Annotated in this window: 15 protein-coding genes and 1 pseudogene; 10 read left to right on the top strand and 6 right to left on the bottom strand. The window is 57.7% G+C overall.

Annotated elements, in window-relative coordinates; all coding sequences use genetic code 11:
• The first annotated feature begins 608 nt into the window (after positions 1 to 608).
• Both IG171_RS10290 and IG171_RS10285 read left to right on the top strand, forming a co-directional pair.
• Positions 609 to 1,139 (top strand): hypothetical protein, encoded by a 531-nt coding sequence (locus IG171_RS10290; RefSeq protein ID WP_212127372.1) that lies wholly within the window; start codon positions 609 to 611, stop codon positions 1,137 to 1,139.
• 42 nt (positions 1,140 to 1,181) lie between these two features.
• The gene (locus tag IG171_RS10285; RefSeq protein WP_212127371.1) at positions 1,182 to 1,376 is read left to right on the top strand and encodes a hypothetical protein; all 195 of its coding nucleotides are present in this window, start codon (positions 1,182 to 1,184) and stop codon (positions 1,374 to 1,376) included.
• On the opposite strand, the gene IG171_RS10280 is transcribed toward IG171_RS10285, so the two are convergent.
• Positions 1,369 to 1,641 (bottom strand): hypothetical protein, encoded by a 273-nt coding sequence (locus IG171_RS10280; protein WP_212127370.1) that lies wholly within the window; start codon positions 1,639 to 1,641, stop codon positions 1,369 to 1,371. The genes IG171_RS10285 and IG171_RS10280 overlap by 8 nt on opposite strands.
• A 290-nt stretch (positions 1,642 to 1,931) precedes the next feature.
• Between IG171_RS10280 and IG171_RS10275 the strand changes: the two genes are divergently transcribed.
• The 6 genes and pseudogenes from IG171_RS10275 to IG171_RS10250 form a co-directional block, all read left to right on the top strand.
• Positions 1,932 to 3,899: an ATP-binding protein gene (locus IG171_RS10275; protein WP_249203605.1), complete on the top strand. Its 1,968-nt coding sequence runs from the start codon at positions 1,932 to 1,934 to the stop codon at positions 3,897 to 3,899.
• Between the two features lie 235 nt (positions 3,900 to 4,134).
• Positions 4,135 to 6,138: a class I SAM-dependent DNA methyltransferase gene (locus IG171_RS10270; RefSeq protein ID WP_212131633.1), complete on the top strand. Its 2,004-nt coding sequence runs from the start codon at positions 4,135 to 4,137 to the stop codon at positions 6,136 to 6,138.
• Positions 6,139 to 6,167: 29 nt separating this feature from the next.
• Positions 6,168 to 7,448 (top strand): restriction endonuclease subunit S, encoded by a 1,281-nt coding sequence (locus IG171_RS10265; protein ID WP_212127369.1) that lies wholly within the window; start codon positions 6,168 to 6,170, stop codon positions 7,446 to 7,448.
• Positions 7,445 to 10,663 (top strand): DEAD/DEAH box helicase family protein, encoded by a 3,219-nt coding sequence (locus IG171_RS10260; protein WP_212127368.1) that lies wholly within the window; start codon positions 7,445 to 7,447, stop codon positions 10,661 to 10,663. The genes IG171_RS10265 and IG171_RS10260 overlap by 4 nt, the downstream gene beginning before the upstream one ends.
• Before the next feature lie 550 nt (positions 10,664 to 11,213).
• Entirely contained in the window at positions 11,214 to 12,524 is a 1,311-nt protein-coding gene (locus IG171_RS10255; RefSeq protein WP_212127363.1) for an ISL3 family transposase, read from the top strand.
• Positions 12,524 to 13,108: pseudogene (locus IG171_RS10250) on the top strand (transposase); the annotation flags it as partial. The gene IG171_RS10255 and the pseudogene IG171_RS10250, both read left to right, overlap by 1 nt.
• A gap of 215 nt (positions 13,109 to 13,323) precedes the next feature.
• Here the strand turns inward: IG171_RS10250 and IG171_RS10245 are convergent.
• The 5 genes from IG171_RS10245 to IG171_RS10225 form a co-directional block, all read right to left on the bottom strand.
• Complete coding sequence (locus tag IG171_RS10245; protein ID WP_249203604.1) at positions 13,324 to 14,718, bottom strand: FAD-dependent oxidoreductase; 1,395 nt, start codon at positions 14,716 to 14,718, stop codon at positions 13,324 to 13,326.
• A complete protein-coding gene (locus tag IG171_RS10240; protein ID WP_212127367.1) occupies positions 14,715 to 16,037 on the bottom strand; it encodes an MFS transporter in 1,323 nt (440 codons plus the stop codon). The genes IG171_RS10245 and IG171_RS10240 overlap by 4 nt, the downstream gene beginning before the upstream one ends.
• Before the next feature lie 75 nt (positions 16,038 to 16,112).
• On the bottom strand, positions 16,113 to 17,717 hold the full coding sequence (locus IG171_RS10235) for a hydantoinase B/oxoprolinase family protein (RefSeq protein ID WP_212127366.1): 1,605 nt from the start codon (positions 17,715 to 17,717) through the stop codon (positions 16,113 to 16,115).
• A complete protein-coding gene (locus IG171_RS10230) occupies positions 17,714 to 19,726 on the bottom strand; it encodes a hydantoinase/oxoprolinase family protein (protein WP_212127365.1) in 2,013 nt (670 codons plus the stop codon). Before IG171_RS10230 ends, IG171_RS10235 begins: the two co-directional genes overlap by 4 nt.
• 36 nt (positions 19,727 to 19,762) lie before the next feature.
• Positions 19,763 to 20,359, bottom strand: coding sequence for a cupin domain-containing protein (locus IG171_RS10225; protein WP_212127364.1), 597 nt, complete (start codon positions 20,357 to 20,359; stop codon positions 19,763 to 19,765).
• A 245-nt stretch (positions 20,360 to 20,604) separates the two neighbouring features.
• Between IG171_RS10225 and IG171_RS10220 the strand changes: the two genes are divergently transcribed.
• Together IG171_RS10220 and IG171_RS10215 are read left to right on the top strand one after the other, a co-directional pair.
• Complete coding sequence (locus IG171_RS10220) at positions 20,605 to 21,915, top strand: ISL3 family transposase (protein WP_212127363.1); 1,311 nt, start codon at positions 20,605 to 20,607, stop codon at positions 21,913 to 21,915.
• Between the two features lie 918 nt (positions 21,916 to 22,833).
• Positions 22,834 to 24,618, top strand: a complete 1,785-nt coding sequence (locus IG171_RS10215; RefSeq protein ID WP_212127362.1) for a gamma-glutamyltransferase — start codon at positions 22,834 to 22,836, stop codon at positions 24,616 to 24,618.
• The last annotated feature ends 11 nt before the right edge of the window (positions 24,619 to 24,629 follow it).

Here is a 24,629-nt window from a genome sequence, read left to right as displayed (position 1 = left end):
AGCGCCGGACCGTCACTGAAGAGTGTGTGTCCCAATGCCTTTCGGCTGCTTAGGAATGGCCGTCATTTGCAATGCGTGGCCCGCAGGGGCCGGGGTGTTCATTGGCATCGACCGACGATGTCAACGTTCCAGCGACTTCGGGTCACTCTGGGGCATTCGGACATTCGTCGACCCTCTGCAAGAGCGAGATGCGTGCGCAGTTGCTATTTCGTGCGCGCTGAGAATTACTCGAGACTAGCCGCCGTAGTCGTCACTACTCTGAGCGTAGGCAAGAATTCGGGTCTGCGGGCTGTCGCGGAGGATTGGCGAGGTCTTGCCGGGTTCGAATCGGTGGCATGAGGTCGCCCTCAGGGGCGGGCTAGTTTGTCCGAGATCGGCATCTTGCTCAGGATGTGGGGTCTATTTACTCCGTAGGCACTGGTATCTCGTGACCGTCGTTGGGCTGGAGCGCTGAGGATGCGGGAGAGGCAGTCATGCTCGTGATTGTTGTTTACTCTCACCAGAGTATTTTGGCCAGCAGCACATGACCTGGGACACGTCCATAACGAATTGGATACTAAGCCGGTAGTAGCCGTGTGATTGAATCGTAAACGACTTATGATCCGGTCATGCCCAAGAAACTCCTTGCCACCATTGTGGCTGCCACCTTCATCATCACCGGGTGCTCCGTGCCAGAAGAGACCACCGAAGCAGCGGCACCGGCCGCGGCCGAGACGGAATCAACCGGCCCCGCAGCAGAGGAATTCGCGTCGATCATCGCCGAGGGGCGCAGAGATGTTGATGATTGGCTTGAGACGTGGGAGCAGAACTACTGCAGTCCCATGGGCGTCGCGGATGGCACAGACATCATGGCCTGTGAACTCAGCCTAATAAGCGGTGGTCTCATTGCCGAGACCAAGCTGCTCGAACTTGATTCCGCCACGAACGAAGACTCACTCGTCTACCTTGGAGATCCGCCAGAATCCATTGCGAGCATCTGGCAGTCCACCGAAGACGCAGCCGCAGCGGCTTCCGAAGCCGGAGAAGCGTTACCTGAGGACTGCTCGACAAGCGACGATTGCATCAGCAAAGTCGAGGATTTTGTGATGGCGATGGAACAGCTTCAGGGGAAGTATGACTCTTGGGATCCCTACATGTGATTTGACCGTCAGACTCCACCACTACTCAGGAGAGCTCTAGCAATGGGAACATTCATTGGAATGCTGATCCTCTGGGCAATCAGCCTCGTCATACTCATCCTCGTCATCGCGCAAGGCGTACGCGTCGGAATGCGGTGGTCACGCAAGGACGAACGGCGTGAACGCGAGACGGCTGGTCAGCCCTATCGGCCTGGAGAGTCGATCTTCAACTACAAGCCACAGCAGAAGTTCAAGTAGCAGGTTTGCCCGCCCACCATACGTCGGCCGGCGACAACCAGACACCGATGGTCTGGCATCGTCGGTCAGTATTCTCGACGAAGATGGCTCCGTCGAACGCGAGGCGTGTCGCGGTGCCGTCGACCCACACGGCTCCGTCATGCTCAAAAAATCGTCGGGCACGCACTGGAACCGGCGGGCGAGCACGGTACGTACTGCGGGGACAGGCATCGTTGTGGATCTTCTGCCAGTAGCGCCAGGTCGCTGTGCCATAGTCCTCAGCCATGAGGACAGTGTGAGCTAAGGGACGGACACGAATCGCATTCAACTGATTTGTATATGGGCACACTGGCGGTGACTAGGCGAAGGTTGCACGGCACAGAACCCTAAGATTGAGCCAATTGATGGATCTTGATTACGCAGAATGCCCGGAGGATCGTCCTCGCAAGTTCCGAGTCAGTACCCAAATGTATGATCGCTGGAACGGTTAAAGGAGGAACGATTGTGGCTCTGATGACATCACTCGCAGGAAGAGTCCGGAACACGAGCCTGCCCAAAAGTCATGCACTCCTCCCCTTGCTCGAAGCTATCGTCAACGGTATTCAAGCAATCGACGCGCGGCCAGTCGGATCCGACGAAGTCGGCCGAATTGAGGTGAAAGTGCGCCGAGACTTGCAAGAGGAACTTGACCTTGGCCAGACGGGTCCGGGTCGAGCTCCCATGAAGCCGATCATTGGCTTTGACGTCTCTGATAACGGGTTGGGATTCACTCCTGAGAACATGTCATCTTTCGAAACTTTGGACAGCGATTTCAAGTCTGCCCTCGGCTGCCGCGGTGTTGGCCGACTACTTTGGCTCAAGGCCTTCGATCGGGTGTCTGTCAGAAGCGCCTACGAGGACGAAGACGGGAAACTGCGAGGTCGTCAGTTCCGGTTCTCAATTGCTCAAGAGGTCGAGCACGCTGGAGATGCCGAAGGGTTTGATAGCCCGGGATCGGTCATTAGCCTTGACGGCTTCAAGAAGTCATTCCAGCAGAACGCTCCTAAAGGTGTTGACGCGATCGCACGTGAAATCTTTGAGCACTGCATCTGGTACTTTCTCCGACCGGGAGGCGCTCCTGTCGTCACGGTCGCTGACGAAGACGAGACTATATCCCTGGCCGACTTAATGGACGAGTTTGTTGACTCGGCAATGACACCTTCGACGATCGAGGTTAAGGGTCGAAAGTTCGACATGCTCAACCTCCGGCTGAAAGTGACGACACGGAATTCAGTCCCGCGCCTGCACTGGTGTGCGGCAAGCCGGGTCGTGCTTGAAGAGAAGCTGAGTGGCAAGGTGCCAGGACTCCACGGTCGGCTTGTGGACGGATCCACTGGGGAATTCGTATACGCCTGCTATTTGACCTCGGACTTCCTTGACGAACGTGTCCGATCGGACCGGACAGCATTTGACATCAGCGACCGGATCCCAGGTCAGACACTCGTCGACGACTTGTCGCTTGACGACATCCGAGAAGCCGTACTCGAAGAGGTTTCCAATATTTTGGAGGGCCCTCTTTCGTCTGCACGAGAGGAGGGTAAACGGCGTGTCCACGAATTCGTAACTAAGCGCGCACCGCGGTATCGACCTGTGCTTGCCGCCATCGAAGCGCGCGGCATCACTGTCGACCCATCAGCCAAGGACCAGGAGCTCGAGCTTCAGCTTCACCAACAATTGCAGAAGATCGAATCGGAGGCGTTCGCTAAAGGGCAGGAGATCTTCGCAGAGGCTCAGGCGGACCCGGCAGATGACTTCGCGGAGCGACTTGCGGGATACATCGCGACGGTTAGCGATATCAATCAATCCGACCTAGCAGCGTATGTCGCGCGGCGTCGTACGGTTCTGGACTTACTCGGTCGCCTGATCCGAGCCGACAAGGAGGGCAAATACAGCCGGGAAGACGCAATTCACTCTCTCATCGTCCCGATGCGCACAGAGTCGAATGACATCGCCGCCGATGGATCGAATCTGTGGATCATCGACGAGAGGCTTGCGTTTCACGACTACCTCGCCTCCGACAAAACATTGAAGAGTATGCCAGTCACCGGGTCCCAGTCGACGAAGGAGCCCGACATTCTCGCGACTCGGCTGATCGACTCGCCTGTGCTTGCTGCTGAGGGGCAGAAACTGCCGCTGCCGTCGATCGTTGTGGTCGAGATCAAACGGCCTATGCGCAAGGACGCAACCGAGGACAAGAACCCGATTCAGCAGTGCCTCGACTACGTCAAACGGATTCGCGCGGGCGGGGTGACCACCGCGAGTGGAAGGCCAATCCCTCCGACGCAAGAGCCGCCAGCATTTTGTTACATCATTGCCGACCTAACCGAGAAGATGATCGAGCGTTGCGAGATCTCGGATCTGCGCCCCACCCACGATGGGCTTGGTTACTTCGGCTATAACAATGCCGCCAAAGCTTACATCGAAGTCGTCAGCTTCGACGGGCTGATAAACGCAGCCACTGAGAGGAATAGAGCTTTCTTTGACAAGCTTGGATTACCCACGTGAAGAGCTTTCCCTCGTGCCTGGGCCTTCCACATCCACGCTTTCGGTGCTGATGGCCTGAAGGTCCTCTAAACGATGTGGCTTCGTGGAGGTCGCCTCTCAGTGTTTCCGGGGGCGAGAAGGCTATAGAGGGCCGCCGCAAGGACATCGCCGAGCTACTTCGACGTCATGTCACACCGCACCGGTAGTATCGAGACAAATCGCCCGTTTGTCTCGTCTGCCAGGAGAAATCGAGATCGTGTCAGCTCTCTCAGGTTTTGTGTGGAGTGTCGCCGACACTCTGCGTGGCCCGTATTCCGAATCCGAGTACGGCTCAGTCATCCTTCCCTTCACAGTGCTCCGCCGGCTGGAATGCGTCATGGCCCCGCATCGAGACCTAATGGCGGAGATCGTCGCCAGTTACGAAGGGGAGCAGCAGCGACGCACGCACCTTAAGCTGAAGACACGCACGACCGACAACCCCGGCCTGTCGTTCTGGACGACGAGCAATTACACGCTGAAGAAAGCGCTCCAAGACCCCGACAACCTCGCAGAAAACCTCATCGACTACGTCGGCGGGTTCTCGTCAAACCTCGACGTGTTCAAGTCTTTCGACTTCGAGAACGTCATCCGCACGCTTGATAATCGCGAGCGACTGTCGCAGGTGACCCAGCACTTCGAGGGCATTGACCTGTCGCCGGACGCGGTGTCGAACGCCGATATGGGCGACCTGTTCGAGAACCTCATCTACCGCTTCGCCGAGTCGGCCAACGAGGGCGCAGGTCAGTTCTACACGCCTCGCGACGTTGTTCGCCTCCTCGTCGACCTCCTCTATGCCGATGACGCGGATGCTCTTCGTGGTCGAGGAACCGTCCGGTCAATCTATGACCCGACTGTCGGTACCGGCGGCATGCTCAGCGTCGCCGACGAGCACCTGCGCAGTTTCAGCCCGGACGCGTCGACTGCGTTGTACGGGCAGGAGATCAACAAGCGCACCTACGCGATCTGCAAGGCAGACCTGCTCATCACCGGCCAGGACCCGAGCAACGTCCGTCAGGGCGACACGCTAACTACAGACCGGTTCGAGGACCGTCAGTTCGACTATGTCCTGTCCAACCCTCCCTTCGGCACCGACTGGAAAGCCGTCGAGTCCCAGGTGAAGGCGGAGCATGCCTGCGGCGGTCAAGGACGCTTCGCACCCGGACTACCGGCTGTGGGCGATGCGGCGATGCTGTTCCTCCTGCACGTGGCCTCGAAGATGCGCGACGTCGACGAGACCGGTCGCGGCGGCAAGGCCGGCATCGTCCTCAACGGCTCACCGCTATTCAACGGCGGGGCAGGCTCCGGCCCGTCGGAGATCCGTGGTTACATGCTTGAGAACGATCTCGTAGAGGCAATCGTGGCACTGCCCAACGACATGTTCTACAACACCGGCATCGCGACCTACCTATGGATCCTGTCGAACGCGAAGCCAGCAGATCGCAAAGATACGGTCCAACTGATCGACGCGACCAAGCTCGGCACAAAGCTGCGCAAATCGATCGGGTCAAAGAGGAACGAGATCCCTGACGTGCACCGTGACGCTCTTGTCCGTGCCTTCACTGGCACGCTCAGCGAGGACGACGTCGAGGTCCCGGTGAAGACGTTCAACAAGCGCGACTTCGCGTACTGGACGGTCACCGTCGAACGCCCGTTGCAGCTGCGGTTCCAGTGCACACCCGAGGCGATCAGTGCTGTGGCTGAACAGAAGTCGCTGGCGAAGGTCGACGGGGTCACCGCTGCGCTCGAGGCGTTCGGCGACGAGGTGTACCTGAACAGGGAGAAGTTCGACAAGGAACTCGGCCGCCACCTCGGCGACCACGGCATTCGACTCACGCCGGCACAGCGGAAGAAGCTGTGGCAGACCATCGGCGTCCACGACGAGACTGCCGACTACTGCGCAGTTCAGTCTGGCAAGAACAAGGGTGAGCTCGAGCCGAATCCTGACCTGCGCGATACCGAGAACGTCCCCTTCGGCTGGGGCGATCACTCGAAGACGCACGAGGCGTGTGAGGAAACTGTGCAGGCGTACTTCGACGCCGAAGTGAAGCCCCATGTCGCCGGTGCGTGGATCGCCTGGGACAGGACGAAGACCGGCTACGAAATCCCGTTCACGCGCCACTTCTACGAGTACGTGCCGCCCCGGCCGTTAAAAGAGATCGACGCTGATCTCGAGCGCGTTGTTGGAGAAATCATGGGGTTGCTACGCGAGGTTGAGTCGTGAGTATGGAATTGAACGGTGGTACTACTCGAATGAGCGACAGTACGCAGAGCTGGCAGAGCTCCAAAATGGGACGCCATATGCTAATTAACGACGGACTTGTCGATCCGCGTAGTGAACCATGGGCATCTAAACCACTGATCGCACCAAATCATATTGAAAGCGGAACGGCACGCATCAAGAACATAGTGTCTGCGCGCGATCAAGGGGCGGACAGCGGGAAATATTTTGCGCGCCAGGGGCAGGTGCTCTACTCCAAAATACGACCCGCCTTAAACAAAGTCGCCATAGCGCCGATGGACTGTCTCTGTAGCGCAGACATGTATGCCATGTCGAGTCGGCATCCCAATGATGATTCTCGATTTCTGGTCTACTACATGCTCTCGCGTCCATTTCTAGATTTCACAACGCAGATCTCCATGCGCGTAAAGATGCCCAAGGTGAATCGTGAGGAGTTGAGCGCCGCACCCTGGTTGCGGCCGCCAGCTGAAGAACAGCGCGCCATCGCCGACTACCTGGACAAGGAGACGGCCCAGATCGACGCGCTCGTGAAGAAGCAGGAGGAGTTCATCGGGCTGTTAGCGGAGAAGCGAGCCGGGCTGATCTTCCACGCTGTGACGCGCGGACTGCGGAATGGTGCTTCGCTGAAGGCAAGCGGGCTTTCCTGGGTAGAAGCGATTCCCAGGACCTGGCAAGTTTTGAACATCCGACGCGTTGCTGAAATGAAGACAGGGCATACGCCGAGTCGAAGTGTTCCTGAGTACTGGGAGAACACATCGATCCCGTGGTTTACTTTGGCTGATGTTTGGCAACTCAGAGATGGAAAACGAACCTATCTTGGTGAGACGAGTAGCCAGATCAGCTCTCTCGGGCTTTCGAATTCGGCTGCCGAACTACTTCCTTCTGGAACAGTCGTTTTATCTAGAACTGCGTCAGTCGGATTTTCGGGTATCATGCCAGTTCCCATGGCCACGAGCCAAGACTTCTGGAACTGGATCTGTAGCCCTCTTTTGCTTCCTGAGTATTTGTTGCAGGTTTTTCGTGCAATGCGAGAAGAGTTCAGTGTCATGATGATCGGATCCACCCATAAGACGATCTATCAACATACCGCAGCTGGAATTCGCATACCTTTGCCGCCAGTCGAGGAACAACGGGCGATCGTAAAGCACATAGAAGATCAGGCCTCCCGCATCGACTCCCTCATCGCCAAAGCCGAGGAACACATTGTGCTGGCGAAGGAGCGCCGTGCGGCGCTAATCACGGCGGCAGTGACGGGGCAGTTCGACGTACGTACAGCACGAAAGGTTGGATGAAGACAATGGCGTCACCAGACGCAACCCGCGAAGAAGCGCTCGAAGTAGAGATCGCCGAATATCTCGGTGCGCATGGTTGGCTCTATAGCCCGAACGACGACGGCTACGACGCTGAGCGAGCGGTCTGGCCCGAGGACGTGTTCTGGTGGCTGAGCGAGACCCAGCCGGACGAGTACGCGAAGGTCGTGCGCGCCGGTACGGGTGCCGAGCATGCTGACCGTGAGGCGCTGTTGTCTACGCTTGTCACTAGGCTGGACACGCCGATGAGTTCGGGCGGCGGAACGCTCAACGTCCTGCGTCGGAAGTTCTCGCACACTCGTGGGGCGACTGCTCATTTCCGGATGTGCCAATTCAAGCCGGCTACGTCGCTGAACAAAACGGTGACCGAGCAATACCAGAAGGTTCGGCTGCGCGTCGCCCGGCAGGTGTACTTTTCGCCGAAGCGAAGAGACAAACGGTCGATTGATCTCGTCTTCTTCGTCAACGGTCTGCCGGTGGCGACCTGCGAGTTGAAGTCGTTCTTCAAGCAGCAGTGGCGAACTGCTGTCACGCAGTACCGGAAGGATCGTGACCCGGCGGGCCAGCCGCTGCTGGGCTTCGGCACTCGTGCGCTGGTGCACTTCGCTGTCGATGACGATCAGGTGCACATGACGACGAGGCTCGCGGGGGAGAAGACCCACTTCCTGCCGTTCAACCGCGGCCACGAAGACACCGGTGCTGCAGGCAGCCCAGCCAACCCCTCGGGACCGGCGACGTCGTACCTGTGGGAAGAGGTGCTGCAGCGGGAGAACTTCCTGTCCGTCCTCGGTTCGCAGATGTTCCTCAAGACCGACGTGGACGAGGACCCGGCGACGGGGAAGATCAAGCGTTCGACGGCGCTGATGTTCCCGCGGTACCACCAGTGGCGTGCGGTGAAGAAGCTTGTCGACACGATCGGCGATGAGGGCCCTGGTCGCAGGTACCTCATTGAGCACTCTGCCGGTTCGGGGAAGACGAATACGATCGCGTGGACGGCCCATCGCCTCGCGCGCCTGCACGACCGGTTGAACGAGAAGGTGTTCGACAAGGTCATCATCGTCTCGGACCGCCGTGTCCTCGATGCCCAGTTGCAGCAGGCTGTCGAGCAGGTCGATGACACCGGCAGTGCCGTTGCGGTAATTGACTCTGCCGCCGTGCGCCGGTCCGGGGGCTCGAAATCTCGAGCGCTGCTGGACGCGCTGACCGGGTCGTCGCTGATCATCGTCGTCACGCTGCAGACGTTCCCGTTCGTCAAGGACCTGCTGGAGACGACGCTGGGCACGAAGAACTTCGCGGTGATTGTCGATGAGGCTCATACCTCTCAGTCGGGCAAGACGGCGGCGGAGTTGAAGAAGGTGCTCACCGAAGGTGGCGAGGTCGCCGATGATGACGAGTTCGACAGCCAGGACGTGATCAACCAGCTCGTCGAGGCCGACCGTGAACGACAGATCGCTGCGGAGACGGCGGCACGAGCCGGGGCGAGGAACGTATCGCTGGTGGCGTTCACTGCGACGCCGAAGGCGAAGACAAAGCAGCTCTTCGGCCGTCCCGGTGACGATGGTAAGCCGGTCTCGTTCGACGTCTACCCGATGCGGCAGGCGATCGAGGAGGGCTTCATCCTCGACGTCCTGCGCGGCTATCAGACGTACAAGACGGCGTTTGAGATCGAGCAACAGGGCGCTGCCGGCATCGCGACGGGAATCGGCCCAGACGACGACACACTTGTGGATCCGAAGACGGCGACGCGGAAGATCATGCGGTTCGCGAAACTGCATCCGACGAATATCGGCCAGAAGGTCGAGATCATCGTCGAGCATTTCCGTGCCAACGTCGCGCATCTGCTAGAGGGGCATGCGAAGGCGATGGTCGTCACCGACTCTCGCCAGACTGCGCTGCGGTACAAGATCGAGACCGACAAGTACCTCAAGCAGCGCGGGTACGCGTACCAGTCGATCATTGCGTTCAGCGGCAAACTCAGCGACGAGGACTACGGCATCGAGGACGCGACCGAGGCTTCGATGAATCCAGGCATTGGCTCCGACCTCGCACGCGAGTTCCGACGGCCCGAGTACCGGCTGATGATCGTCGCCGACAAGTTCCAGACTGGCTTCGACCAGCCGCTGTTGTGCGCGATGTATGTCGACAAAAAGTTACCGGACGTGCATGCCGTGCAGACCTTGTCGCGCCTGAACCGCACGTACCGTTCGCCGTCAGGGGAGATGAAGGACCGCACGTTCGTCCTCGACTTCGTCAACGATCCCGGTGACATCCTTGAGGCGTTTCTGACGTACTACCTCGAGGCGCACGTGGAGAAGGAGACCGACCCAAACCTCGTCCACCAGCTGGCGACTAAGCTCGCTCAGGCGCGCATCTACACGTCGAACGATGTCGAGCGTTATGCGGAGGCATGGTGGGCGCGGAAGCAGTCGCATGCCGCGCTGGCTGCGGCTGTGACTCCGGCACGTGACGAGTTCGTTGCCCGCTGGAACGAGGCTGAGGCCGACGAAGACAGCGAAGCGCTCGACGAGCTGCGCACGTTCCGGAAAGACTGCGGCTCGTATGTCAGGCTGTATGACTTCATGTCCCAGGTAGTCGACTATGGCACGAGCGACCTCGAGAATCTCGCCGAGTTCCTGCGTCAGCTGGTGCGTCTGTTGCCGACCGACGGTGCTGACGCGGACGTGGACGTGTCCGGTCTGGAGCTGCGGCGGGTGAGACAGATCGACCAGGGCAGCGCCGACATCGCGCTATCCGGTGATCAGGAGACGCCCGGCCTGCAGGGCATCACGGGTCTCGGATCGCACGTGTCGCGCCAGGACCCGCAGCAGGTGCTGCTGTCGGAGGTGGTGTCGAAGATCAACGAGCTGTTCGGGTCCGAGTTCGCCGACCCGCAGATCGAGGGGTTCGTCCGCGCCGCGGCCGGCATGGCCGAGGAGGACCCCCGCATAGCTGATCAGATCGACCACAATGCTCTCGACCAGTTCATGGCATCGCCGGAGCTGCGCGAGACGCTCACAGATGCGGCTGTGCTCAACGAGGGCGCGTTCGGCAAGCTCACCGGTGCGCTCACTGGTGAGAGCGACCGCGCTGATGAGTTCATCCGACTGATCGGGCAGTACCTCTACCAGTCGCGGCGGCTTCGAATGGATGATGGACGCGATGATGAGAACGTCGAGCGCCCGGACGAAAGCGAGTGAAACCGACACCACAAAAGCAGAACTCTCCGCATCCTGCGCACGAGTACGTACTGGGGAACATCAGCGAAGACGAGTCTTCGGCAGGTGACCAGCGCGATATCGCTACAGGCGTCCACACCACGAGCCTTTCGCTGGCCCGCGGCCTCTCTGTCGGCCGTCTGGCTCGTCTCGGCTCAGCCGCTTCGTCTGTCAACATCTGACCCTACGGCGGGCTCCGGGTTCGCAGGATCCGTCTTCATCAATGCTCTGCATTCGGCAGGTGTGGAGACGCACTACCGAGGGCAGGAGAACGACGGGGCCGGCTGGGGTCAGAATTTCGACCAGGGGAGCGGAGTCGGCGGCACTGTTGACTCATATCGAGTGGAGTAGGCGACAAACGAATCGTTCCCCGTAGCGGCAAAGGCGGCCGCCCAATCCTTGAACTTTCCTGGCTCTTCGTAAACGAGAGTGTAGATCGGTGATTCCAGGACACGGCGCGTCGCTACCCGGATAGATGTCGAGGTCTTCCGATGATGGAAGTTCTCACACAACCCATCCGAAAGACCTCGACGTGGCCAAGCCTACTTTCTCAACCCCTGACCTCACGACATTCTGCCGACTCGACACCCTCGACCTGACCTGCACCGGCCAACACATCACCGGACACAAAGCCATCCTGGAATGCCGGCCCAACACTGCCGATGACTGGTGCCGACGGTGTGGTGGCCACGGGATCGTTCGCGATACCGTCGTCCGCCGTCTCGCCCACGAACCCTTCGGCCACCGACCGACCACGCTTCATATTCGCCTCCGCCGCTACAAATGCGTCGAGTGCGACCGCGTATGGCGTCAAGACACCACTGCTGCGGCGCCCCCACGAGCGAAGATCTCTCGAACCGGCCTCGACTGGGCGCTGCGTGCCCTCGTCATCGACCACGACACCGTGTCCGTGATCGCACGCAAACTCGCCGTGTCCTGGCACACCGCGAACTCCGCAATCCTCGCTGAAGGTAAGCGGTTGTTGATCAACGACCCGACGCGTTTCGACGGGGTCAGCGTCATTGGTGTCGACGAGCACGTATGGCGGCACACTCGGCGTGGCGACAAGTACGTCACCGTCATCATCGACCTCACCCCGATCAGCCAGGCAACAGGCCCAGCACGTCTGCTCGACATGATGCCCGGACGGTCGAAGCAGGTGTTCAAGCAGTGGTTGAAAGCCCGTCCGAAGGACTGGCGTGATGGCATCGACGTCGTCGCGATGGACGGATTCTCCGGCTTCAAAACAGCCTCGGTCGAGGAACTGCCCGATGCGGTCGAAGTCATGGACCCCTTCCATGTCGTCAAGCTCGCCGGTGATGCTCTCGATGATGTTCGTCGTCGTATTCAGCAGGAGACCACTGGTCATCGTGGACGAGCGAAAGACCCCTTGTATCGAGCGAGGAGGACTCTGCACACAGGCGCTGATCTGCTCACGACCAAGCAGCAGGAGAGGATCGCAGGCCTGTTCGCCGATTCGAGTTTCACCGAAGTCGAAGTCACCTGGGCTGTTTACCAAGACATAGTCAACGCCTACCGAACCGCCGACCGCAACGAGGGCAAGAAGCTCTTGAGAACGGTCATCGACGCACTGACGACGAATCTGCCGACAGAGCTGGTCGAGCTCAAACGGTTGGGACGGACTCTGAAGCGCCGAGCTGCCGATGTGCTGGCGTTCTTCACCCGACCGGGAACGTCCAATGGTCCGACTGAAGCGATCAACGGCAGGCTTGAACATCTGCGCGGGTCTGCTTTGGGGTTCCGTAACATCACCCACTACATCGCCAGGTGTCTGCTCGAGTCCGGTGGCTTCAGACCGGTTCTACACTCTCAATTACGATGAGCCTCTATGACGAAGAGTCCGGGGTCTGGATTTCGAAGGCTGAAGTCGCTGAAGTCCCGTTCACCGCGTTCACTTCGAAGGAGAAGTCCCTGCAGGCGACGGGCCGTCTGGTGGTCCGCCGTATCCCAGAACTCAACGAAACCAAACGCGCTGCCGGACAAGACACTCTGTTCGACTTGTTCCGGCACCACGCGTTCTTCACCACCGTGGACAAAGACCGTTTCGACACTGTCGTTGCTGATCGCATGCATCGCAAGCACGCGATCATCGAGCAGATCAATGCGGAACTGAAGAATGGTGCGCTGGCGCATATGCCCTCCGGGGTGTTCAACGCCAATGCCGCTTGGGTGACGATCGCAGCGATCACTCACAACTTGCTGCGGGCTGCTGCCGGACTCATCGGCGGCAGGATGAGCAAAGTGCGCGCTCAGACGCTGCGGACACGAATCATCGGGGTTCCGGCCCGGATTGCTCACCGGGCTAGGAAACTGATCCTGCATCTGCCCAGAGCCTGGCCGTGGGCGAGGGAATTCTCCCGGTTATGGCAATCGGCGTTGGGGCCGCCCCGGACGATGTCGGCCTGACCGATCCGCCCTTGGAAAGGGGCCCGAGACCAAAGTCATGGAGGAGGCTCTGGGAAGCTCAGTGTGGAAGAGACCGGTGCGAGACCGGGACACTGCCTCCTGCCCACTCATCGCGTCCGCGCTCAAATTCGAGTGAACCTCCGGACATCAAGCAGATCGGTGGATCAAGGCTAAACTGCAATTGTTTTGTCGTATAGGTCGGTCGCGAAGGAGCGCTATTCGTGGAGGCCCGCCAATCGGCTGCCAAATGAAGCCAACAGCGAAGTCTTGGTGGAATCGCGCCGCTCCTCCCAGCGGTCCGCGATTCCGAACAGCGAGTACATGCTATGAATCCCTGCCCAACGAATTGGCTCCGGCTCCCAATTTCGAGAACTGTAGTCCACCCAAGCCAACTCGGTCCTTTCTGATTCCACTCCCGATGCTAGTTCGGCCAAGGTCCTTCCGCCGACGAATGCGCTAGTGACACCGTGCCCTGCGTAGCCGAAAGAATGTCCAACGCCAGTAGACGGGTCAAACGAGACGGATCCGTTCCAATCCCGCGTGACTCCGAGAACTCCAGACCACGCGTAGTCTGCACGGAACTCAACGGATGGAAAGAAATTCCGAAGTTTGCCCAAGAGCTGGTCAACGGTCGTTTGAGCCGTCTCGCCCCGACCGCCCGTTCCCGAGGCAAAACGGTATGGAGATCCCCGTCCACCGATGACTATCCTGTCGTCTGCGGTTCGCTGCGCATAGATGAAGGTGTGCGCTGAATCGTTGAGGCAGAATCTCTTCTTCCAACCGATATTGTCCCATGCTTCTGCCGGCAAAGGTTGAGTTGCAATCGCTGACGAATTGATCGGAGTGAGCCGTCTATTTCCTACCAGCGGTCCAGAGTATGCTTCGGTACACACAAAGACTCTTTTCGCCAGAATTTGAGTCGAGTCGACGGATATGCACTGGCGGCGGACTTGCGTAACTCGAGCTTGCTCTACGATACGTACGCCCAAGCCCTCCACGACCTTGGCTAGGCCCCTCACTAGTTTTGCGGGATCTACGCAAGCGACGTCAGGGTAGTAGAGACCTCCGTGTACGCCCTCGATATTGATGCGATCGCGGAACTCATCGGATGTCAGCTCGATGACTTCGTCTGGGTTGTATCCGAAGTCCAGGTCACCCTTTCGTTTGGACTGTAGCCGGCTCAAGCCCGCAACGGTGTGCGCTGCGGACAACATCCCGTCGAACGATTGATCTGCCTCGATACCCAGCCGGTCTAGTGTCTCCATGATTTCTGAAACGCTTCGGATGAATTCTCTTTGCATTGCGATCGCGGCACCTCGGCCCTGCGGGCTGTTCGCCGCGAATCGCGACCGATTGCCAGGCACGAGTGATGAGACCCATCCGCCATTGCGCCCGGACGCACCGTAACCGATCTGTTCTGCTTCAAAGATGGTTACTTCATGGTCAGGGTTGAGCGTCTTATAGAAGTACGCTGCCCACAAACCTGTGTATCCGCCTCCGACAATGGCCAAATCGGTCGTGCTCGGCAGCGATTGCGAAATCGTTTGGCGAGAACTTTCGGACAGGTTAGACATCCAGAATCCGAGCTGACCGTTGATGGTCCCATTCATGCTTTTGCTCCTTCGGACTCCGCCACAGGGTCTACTTTGGCTGTTTTGGATTGGGGGAGTAGCGCACAACAGACAGTCATGATGACCGCGACAACCACGCACACGATTACCACGCCGTTGGTCGAGCCAGTTGCCGCGAGCATCGACGTCGCCGCTACCGGAGCAAGTCCTCCTCCGAGTGCGCCAGATAGATGATAATTTAGGCCAATTCCGGTGTATCGCTGTGTTGGAGTGAACAGTTCGGCTACTTCACCGGCTAGGACACCGTAGGACGTCCCGACAAAGATCATTGCGATTGCAACAGCGATGTATAGATTCATTGGCACAGCGGTTTTCATTAATGCGAACGCCGGCCATGACCACAACCCAAGCGCGATTGCTGAATAGAGAGCTACGTGCTTGGCTGTGATCTTCTTTGCTAGCCAAACTCCCAGCACGATTCCACCTGCTTCAAATACTGCCGAGATGATGTTTGCTGGTAGGACGACTGCCGCACTCATCCCCAGAGTCTTGGTTGCATAGGTGATCACGAACGTCGTCAGCAGGTAATAGGTGGCGAATACGCCGAGGAATGCTCCCGTGCCGATGATGAGTCCACGCCATCCTTCACGCAGTAGTTTGAGGAGAGGCATCTTGCTAGATTCAGCTCGACGTGAGGCTTCCTTGAATTCGGGTGCGTCATCGACAGAGAGCCGAATGATGAGGCCGATTGGCACGAGCAGGCCAGCAATCAAGAATGGAATGCGCCAACCCCAGCTGAGCATGGGTTCCGACGGCACGATGTCTTGCAGAAGAGTGAAGATGAATGTGGCCACCAGTAAACCCGCGGGCGAGCCCATCTGCGCAAACGCAGCGTAGAACGTCTTCTTGCCCTCCGGAGCGTTTTCGGAGGCGATCAGTACAGCGCCGCCCCACTCTCCGCCGACTGCAAGTCCCTGAATGAGTCGAAGGACTACCAAAATGATGGGTGCAGCAATGCCGATCGTATCGAACGTTGGCAAAAGACCGATGAGGAATGTAGAGGCACCCATAGCGACGAGCGTGAGGACGAGTACAGCTTTTCGCCCGATTTTGTCTCCAAAGTGCCCAAGGAGTATGGCACCGATAGGCCTGGATAGATAGCCGCCAGCAAGAGTGGAGAACGCAAGAATCGAGCCGATGAGTGGTTCGAATGACGGGAAGAACAGTTGGTCAAAGACCAGGGCCGCGGCCGTACTGTAGATGAAGAAGTCGTACCACTCCATGGTGGTGCCGATGAAGGACGACATACCGATTCGGTTTAGCGAGACCGGCTTCTTCGTTGAAGTCGATGAAGTCATGGTTTTCCTCTCCAATGAGGGTCGTGGTGCAGGTTCGTGAAAGGCACAACGGTCCACTAGTCGACCGCCAATATGTCAGTCAGGTGTTCCGTAACCGCCGCCTCCTCCAGTCACGACGACGATCTGATCGTCCTTGTTGAGGACTTCTTCATAGTTCGTCGACAATCGCATCGTTGTTCCGTCTGCTCGAATGATTGTGTGAGATCCGGTTCCACCCGACAATCCGCCAAAGATTCCGTCGGGTCCTTGTCGGTGCCGATCCGAATAGCCTGCAACCTTGACACCGTCGTGTTTGGCTACGTAGGTTCGTCGAATTCCAGCTCCACCGGAGTATTGTCCTCCGCCTTGAGAGCCGTCGGCTAACGCATATTCGCTAATCCAGAAGTGGTCGTAATCAGTTTCCAAGGCCTCAATTGGAGCATTCGCGCAATTCGAAATGGGGTTGTCAAGAGCATCTGCACCATCGTGCTCGGAACAGCCGCCCCAGCCACCGCCGAGTATTTCGAGAGCCACTTGATACTTACCTTGAGAATCTAGCGCAGCCAGTGTGATGGCAGTTGTTGTGTCGAAGCCTGTTCCTGTGGCGCTGTCCGGGTATGCTGTCGCGAGTGCTCCCGTGATGGCATTGAATACTCGAGACGCAGGAGTGAGTCGCGAACGCACAGCCATTGGCGGCGCTGGATTGAGGACCGAGCGGTAGGGGACATCAATGTGGATCGGGCGATTGCATCCTTCATTGAAGTCAATGTCTGTCGACGGCAGTGAACACCGAATTGCCGATTGAACAGCGGAGATTGTCGAGGCTAGGGGACAGTTGATGTTTCCAGCGATCTGCCCGGCAGTGCCTTCAAAGCTAACGCGAATGTCGCTTCCATCGACTTCGAGTGTTGCATTGATCGGCACGTCTTTCAATCCATAGGCGGTGCCGTCAAAATACTCCGTCTTAGAATAGATACCGTCTGGGATCTGTTCAATGGCAGCACGGAATCGTCGTTCAGAGTAATCCTTGAGTTGCTCCATCGCGTTTAAGCATTCTTCGACCCCGTGGCGGTTCATAAGTTCAGAGAGACGGCGCACCGCTGTCTGATTGGCTGCGAATTGCGCTCTTAGGTCGCCGAGCACTGCGTCTGGGACTCGTACGTTAGCACCGAGGACTTGACGGACGAATCCGTGAGGTGATTCGAAGTCGCGGGAGACTGAGAATTTTGAGAGGGGTATCCTCAGGCCCTCTTGGTAAATCTCAGTGGCTTGTGTGGAGATTCCTGCATGCATTCCTCCCAGGTCGACGTGGTGGGCAGTTGTTGCGCCAAAACCGACGACTTGACCCTCGACGATGATCGGCGTGAATAGGTAGATATCTTGAAGATGTTGTCCACCGTCAAACGGATCGTTCATCAAGATTGCGTCGTCCTCGGTGAACGTCGACAGGTCGAAACGTTTGTCTATGCCTTTCATCGCCAACGCAATTCCGGCAGTCATGATTGGAATACATTCAGCTTGGGAAACGACTTCGCCTCGTGCGTCGGTCAGAGCTACGGAGAAGTCTCTGGCTTCGCGGACGATCGACGAAATGGCTGAGCGTCGCAAATTGACTGCCATCTCTCGGCAAATGGCGTCCATGCCCGCCTTGATAATGCTGAGGTCCTGTGCGCTGTTCAGGCTAGTTTCAGAGGACTTCATCGGTGATCACGCTCCAGAATCAAATTGGTATTGTCGTCAACGGTCGCTACCCAGCCAGTGGGTACGTAGGTCGTTGACGTGTCGTCTTCAATGACCGACGGGCCGTCAATTGTGGTGCCGATGGAAAGTCCGTTCCGCCTCCGGAACTGTGCTGATACTGACTTTCCGTGTTCGACAATCGGCTGCTGGTACATATCGTCATTGCTCATGATCTCGACGCGCGGTAGGGCTGTGCTTTCAGCTGGCACCGAGACAGTTAAGCGAAGAGTTACCAATTGAATGTCCTTATTGGAGTCGACGAATCCGTATCGCCGCTCTTGGACTTCGCTGAATGAGTCAGCCAGATGTGTGACGTTAGGCGAGTCCGGCTCCGAGATGGGGACAATAACTTCGAAGCCTTGGCCGACGTATCGCATATCTGCAGTGAAAACGAAGGTCGCTGACTCCAAAATAGCGTCTTCGTTCTTCAATTGTTCCAGGGCTTCGGTCTTGAGATCGTTGAGGAAGCTTCGGAGCCCGTTGTCATCAATCCGGCTGAGATTGGTCAGGCGTGTGGTAGAGAATTCTCGCCGAAAATCGGCAGTCAGTAGTCCGTAAGCGGAGGCGAGTCCGTTATAGGGCGGAACTATGACTTTCTTGATATTGAGTTCATCGGCTACTGTCGCTGCATGCATCGCGCCTGCTCCGCCGTATGCGCACAATGTATATTCGGACACTTCGTGTCCGCGTTCGGTTGTTGTCATTCGAATGGCTGTGGCCATATGAACTGATGCCAAGCGGAAGATGTCTTCAGCGACCTCGCTGGGTGTTCGTCCCAATTGCTCTCCAAGTTGAGCCAGCGACTGTTCGGCTGCGGTGAGATTCAGTTGTGACTTTCCGCCCAAGAAAGTCTCGGGGCGAAGCAGGCCCCGCACTAGATTGGCATCGGTGACAGTTGGTTGCGTGCCGCCTCTCCCATAAGCGACTGGTCCCGGATCGGCTCCTGCCGATTGCGGTCCGACAGTCAAAAGTCCTCCGCTATCTACGTCTGCAAGTGAACCGCCACCGGCCCCGACCGCGACAATGTCGACCATCGGTACTCGAACTGGGAGACCATCTGCAACGGTCTCAGTTGTGAGATCAGCCTCGCCGTTCCGAATCACAGCGACATCGGTGCTGGTTCCTCCCATGTCCATGGTGACGATCTTCTGTTCCCCGATAGCACCGGCAACTGCAATAGCCCCCGCAACGCCAGCAGCAGGGCCCGAACGTAACATGGTCAAGGGATTTCTGCTCGCAGTCTGGGCAGGAACCGTTCCTCCGTTAGATTGCATGACCTGCATTGCGCGGGAACCCAATTGGGCGACATCAGCGGTGAGTCGGTCAATGTAGTTAGCGACGCGTGGTCGTAGAAACGCGTCGATTGTCGTGGTGGTGGTCCGTTCATATTCTCGGAACTCCCGTGCGCTTTGCGACGAAAGTGCGATAGTCATTTCGGGCGCAAGCTCATGGACAATTTGGGCGACGATTGCTTCGTGATCAGGATTGGCGTAGGAATGCAAAAGTGAAACGGCTATAGCGTCGACGCCACGGTCGATCAATCGCTTTACTGCGGAACGAGCTTGCTGGACGTCGATAGACCGCAGCGGTTCGCCCGTTTCGTTAAGTCGTTCGTCGATTTCGATTATGTCGGCTCTGGCGACCAATGGCTCCGGTTTGACCAGCTTCAGATCGTACATCTGTGCGCGGTCTTGCCTTTGGAGGAAGACGATGTCTTTGAAGCCGCTGGTGACTATCAGCCCGACTCGTGCCCCTTTGCGTTCAATCAGCGCGTTCGTCGCCACTGTTGAGCCGTGGAGAATTTCTGCACCGTTGGTCAGGTGAGAGTTAAGCCGATGAAGGGCGGTTCTGACTGCCTCTGACGGGTCGGCAGGTGTAGAAAATACCTTGTCGGTTGAGCGCAGTCGTCCATCATCATCGAGGACGACGAGGTCGGTAAACGTACCACCGCATTCGACACCGATGCGCATGGGTACCTCCTTGTACTGTGGTCGGATTGTTTGAAGTCAGAAAGAGCGAGGTGACATGCCCCAGAGAACGATGGCTTTGTTGCCACCCGTTTCCTTGACACGGTGAGGGACGCTGCTGGAAAAGGGAATTGAATCGAGGGCGTGAAGTGTAAAGACTTGTGACCCGAGCGTGACCTCGACTTGGCCCTCAATGACAAGAATCAGTTCTTCCGACGATCCGTGCGAGTACGGATCAGCTCCGGTCGAACCTCCGGGTTCGAACACTCCGACGAACATTTCGAGGTGGTCGAACTCATTCGGCGTCAGCCGGAGCTTGCGTCCCTTGACGCCGTAACTGAAACCTTCGGAATCTCGGAACCGAGTGACTTTGGGGCCCGTCGAGTCCGGCTCGCTGAAGAGCTCCCCAACTTCGAGCCCAGTCGCAGCGCAGATCTTTTGAAGACTGCTGATGCTTCCGGTGCTCACGCCGCGTTCAAGCTGCGACAGATATCCTTCGGTAAGTCCTGAGCTCTCGGAAACTTGCTTGAGCGTCATACGTAAAGCCTGACGTCTCTTGCGCAGTCGAGTTCCAATGCGTGGCGAGTCTGTCCCCGAATCAGAGAGCTCGGATTCCACATCGTTGTCTTGAATCACATCAACTCCTTTGTACGCAGGCTACCGAGAACTGATGCATAAGTAAAGATTTCTGAGGTTTGGGTTTTGATTAGCTGAGATTCGTGGTGCTGTAAGTAGTACGGAAGCCTCGGTCGGACAATCCGGCTCTTCGTAAACGAGAGTGTAGAACGGTGATTCCAGGACACGGCGCGTCGCTACCCGGATAGATGTCGAGGTCTTCCGATGATGGAAGTTCTCACACAACCCATCCGAAAGACCTCGACGTGGCCAAGCCTACTTTCTCAACCCCTGACCTCACGACATTCTGCCGACTCGACACCCTCGACCTCACCTGCACCGGCCAACACATCACCGGACACAAAGCCATCCTGGAATGCCGGCCCAACACTGCCGATGACTGGTGCCGACGGTGTGGTGGCCACGGGATCGTTCGCGATACCGTCGTCCGCCGTCTCGCCCACGAACCCTTCGGCCACCGACCGACCACGCTTCATATTCGCCTCCGCCGCTACAAATGCGTCGAGTGCGACCGCGTATGGCGTCAAGACACCACTGCTGCGGCGCCCCCACGAGCGAAGATCTCTCGAACCGGCCTCGACTGGGCGCTGCGTGCCCTCGTCATCGACCACGACACCGTGTCCGTGATCGCACGCAAACTCGCCGTGTCCTGGCACACCGCGAACTCCGCAATCCTCGCTGAAGGTAAGCGGTTGTTGATCAACGACCCGACGCGTTTCGACGGGGTCAGCGTCATTGGTGTCGACGAGCACGTATGGCGGCACACTCGGCGTGGCGACAAGTACGTCACCGTCATCATCGACCTCACCCCGATCAGCCAGGCAACAGGCCCAGCACGTCTGCTCGACATGATGCCCGGACGGTCGAAGCAGGTGTTCAAGCAGTGGTTGAAAGCCCGTCCGAAGGACTGGCGTGATGGCATCGACGTCGTCGCGATGGACGGATTCTCCGGCTTCAAAACAGCCTCGGTCGAGGAACTGCCCGATGCGGTCGAAGTCATGGACCCCTTCCATGTCGTCAAGCTCGCCGGTGATGCTCTCGATGATGTTCGTCGTCGTATTCAGCAGGAGACCACTGGTCATCGTGGACGAGCGAAAGACCCCTTGTATCGAGCGAGGAGGACTCTGCACACAGGCGCTGATCTGCTCACGACCAAGCAGCAGGAGAGGATCGCAGGCCTGTTCGCCGATTCGAGTTTCACCGAAGTCGAAGTCACCTGGGCTGTTTACCAAGACATAGTCAACGCCTACCGAACCGCCGACCGCAACGAGGGCAAGAAGCTCTTGAGAACGGTCATCGACGCACTGACGACGAATCTGCCGACAGAGCTGGTCGAGCTCAAACGGTTGGGACGGACTCTGAAGCGCCGAGCTGCCGATGTGCTGGCGTTCTTCACCCGACCGGGAACGTCCAATGGTCCGACTGAAGCGATCAACGGCAGGCTTGAACATCTGCGCGGGTCTGCTTTGGGGTTCCGTAACATCACCCACTACATCGCCAGGTGTCTGCTCGAGTCCGGTGGCTTCAGACCGGTTCTACACTCTCAATTACGATGAGCCGACAATCCGAACCACGGACAGACGGACCATGGGACTCAGAGCGATGTCTCGCGCTTCGAAGTGGTCACCTGCGAATTCAGCATCCAGGAGCACATGCAACTGTGAGCGGTAGTCGCTGTCGATGATTTTCGAGTCACCCACGAACTCGACGAGATTCTCAATATTGCTGGTGAGCACGCTCGAACTTCGAAGGACGTCATGCTGATCGCAATCGAGTAGAGCGAGTCAGCGTGCCAGCCATTCACAGTCAAGCTGCCGTGAGAAGGCAAGACGACAATCTCCGTAGTGTCACAAAAGGAGTGGGGCGGTTAGTATCGCTCGCTGCGAGTTCGAGACCTCACTTGGCGTTTTGACCGCTCGGCGTCGGGCTCTGGGTAGAAGAGCTCACAGGGTAGCGCAGACGATACCGGCAGGCGTGGCGGGTGCTTGGCGTCGCCCGTGGCCCCAGGAATCCAGCACCCGCTCTTCGGCTACGAGATGGGCGGTCGCTGGCTCGAATGGGTGTCTGGTAATTGCGCTTATCGGGGCATGGACGGTGCCAGGTGTCGCGTGAGCCGCCGCGATTTTTAATCCCTACCGACTTCATGTGAGTGCCGACCCAACGCACCGAGCGCAGATCGTAGGCAGCAGTTCGTTTCAGTGGGTTCATTTATGTTGACGCTTCCCGCCCAGATGTTTGAAGCCGACTTTCACTCGAGGTTTCGAGGTGACCGACTATTTGGCTAGGTAGAGTAGACCGGCGTCGTTGGACGCTGAACAACAAAATTGAAACTTAGCTAAAGGTGCATTTTACTGCCCTCGTAACTCTGCCTAGGTCTGTCGTGCAACTTGCAGGGCCTGAAGAGGTGCGCAAAAAACGCAAAATCTGTTGTTCGCAGTATCTGGCGTTTCTAGAGTCAAGGTTCATCACTGTCAATGACGATCGAAAGTGACTCCGTGAAAACTCACCGTCCACCGAATGTATCTGTATCCGAGCACGCAAATGCCCTTGGGAGCGTAATCGCACCTCGTAAGACGAGCGTGCAGGCAGGAATGCGTGTGTTGGAAAAGGGAGGAAATGCTGTAGACGCAGCTGTAGCTGCGGCTCTTGTCGCCGGCGTAATTGAACCGACGGAAACGACCCTCGCAGGTTCAGGGTTCATGCTTGTGCACTCTCCGGGCGAAGAGCCGTGGTCTGTTGACTTTGGCCCCAAAGCGCCTCTTTCTGCCACCAGTACGATGTTCGATGTTGACCCTAGCGCTTCAAGTTCAGCAGTACTCGGGCTTGCTCCGGTGGTAGACAATGCCAATGTTGACGGCGCTTTGGCATCCGGAGTCCCTCGCACACTACTGGGCCTCGTTGCCGCTCACGAGCGATTCGGCACAATCCCCTTGAACGCCGTGCTGTCGCCTGCAATCACAGCAGCCTCTGCCGGTTTCCGGGCGGATTCATGGTTTCTCACCAGTGCACTTAGCGACCTTCAACGACTAAGTCGCGACGCGATGTCTGCAGAAATCTTCTTAGACGGGGCAGGGCTGCCGAAGGGACATTCATCAGGTATCAACTATGGTCATAGCTTTGACACTGCCACGCTGATTCGTCAGGAGTTGCTGGCTTCGACGCTGAGCACGGTCGCAGAGAAGGGTGCCGCAACCCTGATCGATGGAGAGATCGCCCAAGGTCTTGTCGCAACATCGAATGAAATGGGCGGAATCTTGTCGATGTCGGATCTTGGTGCAGCGGCTCCCGAGATTAAACCTGCGATGACGCTTGACTACCGTGGGCACATCGTCGCTGTACCTCCCGCGCCTGGGGGAGGAATTACTGAACTCGAGATCCTTAACATCTGGCAAGCGCTCGATCCGCGAAAGACAAGATCGTGGGAAAGCGGTGAATCCCTACGTGCTCTTGCTCTGACGATGAGACACGCCTTTGCAGATCGTTATCATTGGTTGGGCGACCCTGCAGTAGTACCGGTCCCAACACACGGTCTACTCAGCGCTGAATATGGTCAAGCTGTGGCAATGGAAGTCTTGAAAGGCACTGACGTTGCCCGCTGGGGTGATGGCGCTCCATGGCAGACGTTCGCCTCGACGCCAATTCACGATCCATGGCCTTATAGCGGCCACGAGGATTCACGGCCAGACTGGCGGCCATGGTCGTCCACAACTCCGACAAGTGGAACGACTCATATCTCGGCTGTCGATTCTGCCGGAACAGCTGTTGCAATCACTCACACTGCTGCAAATCATTTTGGAAATGGAATAGTGTGCCCACGTACTGGGCTCATTTTCGACTCGTCCATGGCCTGGTTCAATGCATTACCAGGTGCGGCAAACAGCATCACCCCGGGTGGACGGGCTCTGGCGAATATGGGCCCAGCGCTTCTATCTCGCGACGGTACGCCGATTGCTGCTGTGGGGGCTTCAGGGGGTCGACGAATTATCAGCGCGGTCGCCCAGATCATTATCAATCTAATTGATGGTGGTTTGTCGCTGGTTGATTCGCTTTCTCGTCCGCGCATAGACGCAAGCGGACGGAGCCTCCTCGTTCACGAAGGGTGTGGCGAGAAGACAAGCAGTCTGACTGATCTGGGCATTGAGCTAGTACCCCAATCAAACGAGCCATTCACAATGGATTTTGCGCGCCCAAATGTTGCAGGCTTTGACGATTCTGGCAACCCCGCTTCAGCGATTACTAGTCAGCACTACAACGATTGACCATCGTCGGC

The sequence above is a fragment of the Brevibacterium sp. SMBL_HHYL_HB1 genome (assembly GCF_018208375.1).
In the GTDB taxonomy this organism is placed as follows: Bacteria; Actinomycetota; Actinomycetes; order Actinomycetales; family Brevibacteriaceae; genus Brevibacterium; species Brevibacterium intestinavium.
The sequence above is the reverse complement of the archived record's forward strand: the minus strand, read 5'-3'. Positions and strand labels throughout refer to the sequence as shown.

Excerpts from the sequence above, each read along its gene's own strand:
- IG171_RS10290 (WP_212127372.1), top strand. The coding sequence starts at position 609 with ATGCCCAAGAAACTCCTTGCCACCATTGTGGCTGCCACCTTCATCATC.
- IG171_RS10285 (WP_212127371.1), top strand. The coding sequence starts at position 1,182 with ATGGGAACATTCATTGGAATGCTGATCCTCTGGGCAATCAGCCTCGTC.
- IG171_RS10280 (WP_212127370.1), bottom strand. The coding sequence starts at position 1,641 with ATGGCTGAGGACTATGGCACAGCGACCTGGCGCTACTGGCAGAAGATC.
- IG171_RS10265 (WP_212127369.1), top strand. The coding sequence starts at position 6,168 with ATGAGCGACAGTACGCAGAGCTGGCAGAGCTCCAAAATGGGACGCCAT.
- IG171_RS10260 (WP_212127368.1), top strand. The coding sequence starts at position 7,445 with ATGAAGACAATGGCGTCACCAGACGCAACCCGCGAAGAAGCGCTCGAA.
- IG171_RS10245 (WP_249203604.1), bottom strand. The coding sequence starts at position 14,718 with ATGAATGGGACCATCAACGGTCAGCTCGGATTCTGGATGTCTAACCTG.
- IG171_RS10240 (WP_212127367.1), bottom strand. The coding sequence starts at position 16,037 with ATGACTTCATCGACTTCAACGAAGAAGCCGGTCTCGCTAAACCGAATC.
- IG171_RS10235 (WP_212127366.1), bottom strand. The coding sequence starts at position 17,717 with ATGAAGTCCTCTGAAACTAGCCTGAACAGCGCACAGGACCTCAGCATT.
- IG171_RS10230 (WP_212127365.1), bottom strand. The coding sequence starts at position 19,726 with ATGCGCATCGGTGTCGAATGCGGTGGTACGTTTACCGACCTCGTCGTC.
- IG171_RS10215 (WP_212127362.1), top strand. The coding sequence starts at position 22,834 with ATGACGATCGAAAGTGACTCCGTGAAAACTCACCGTCCACCGAATGTA.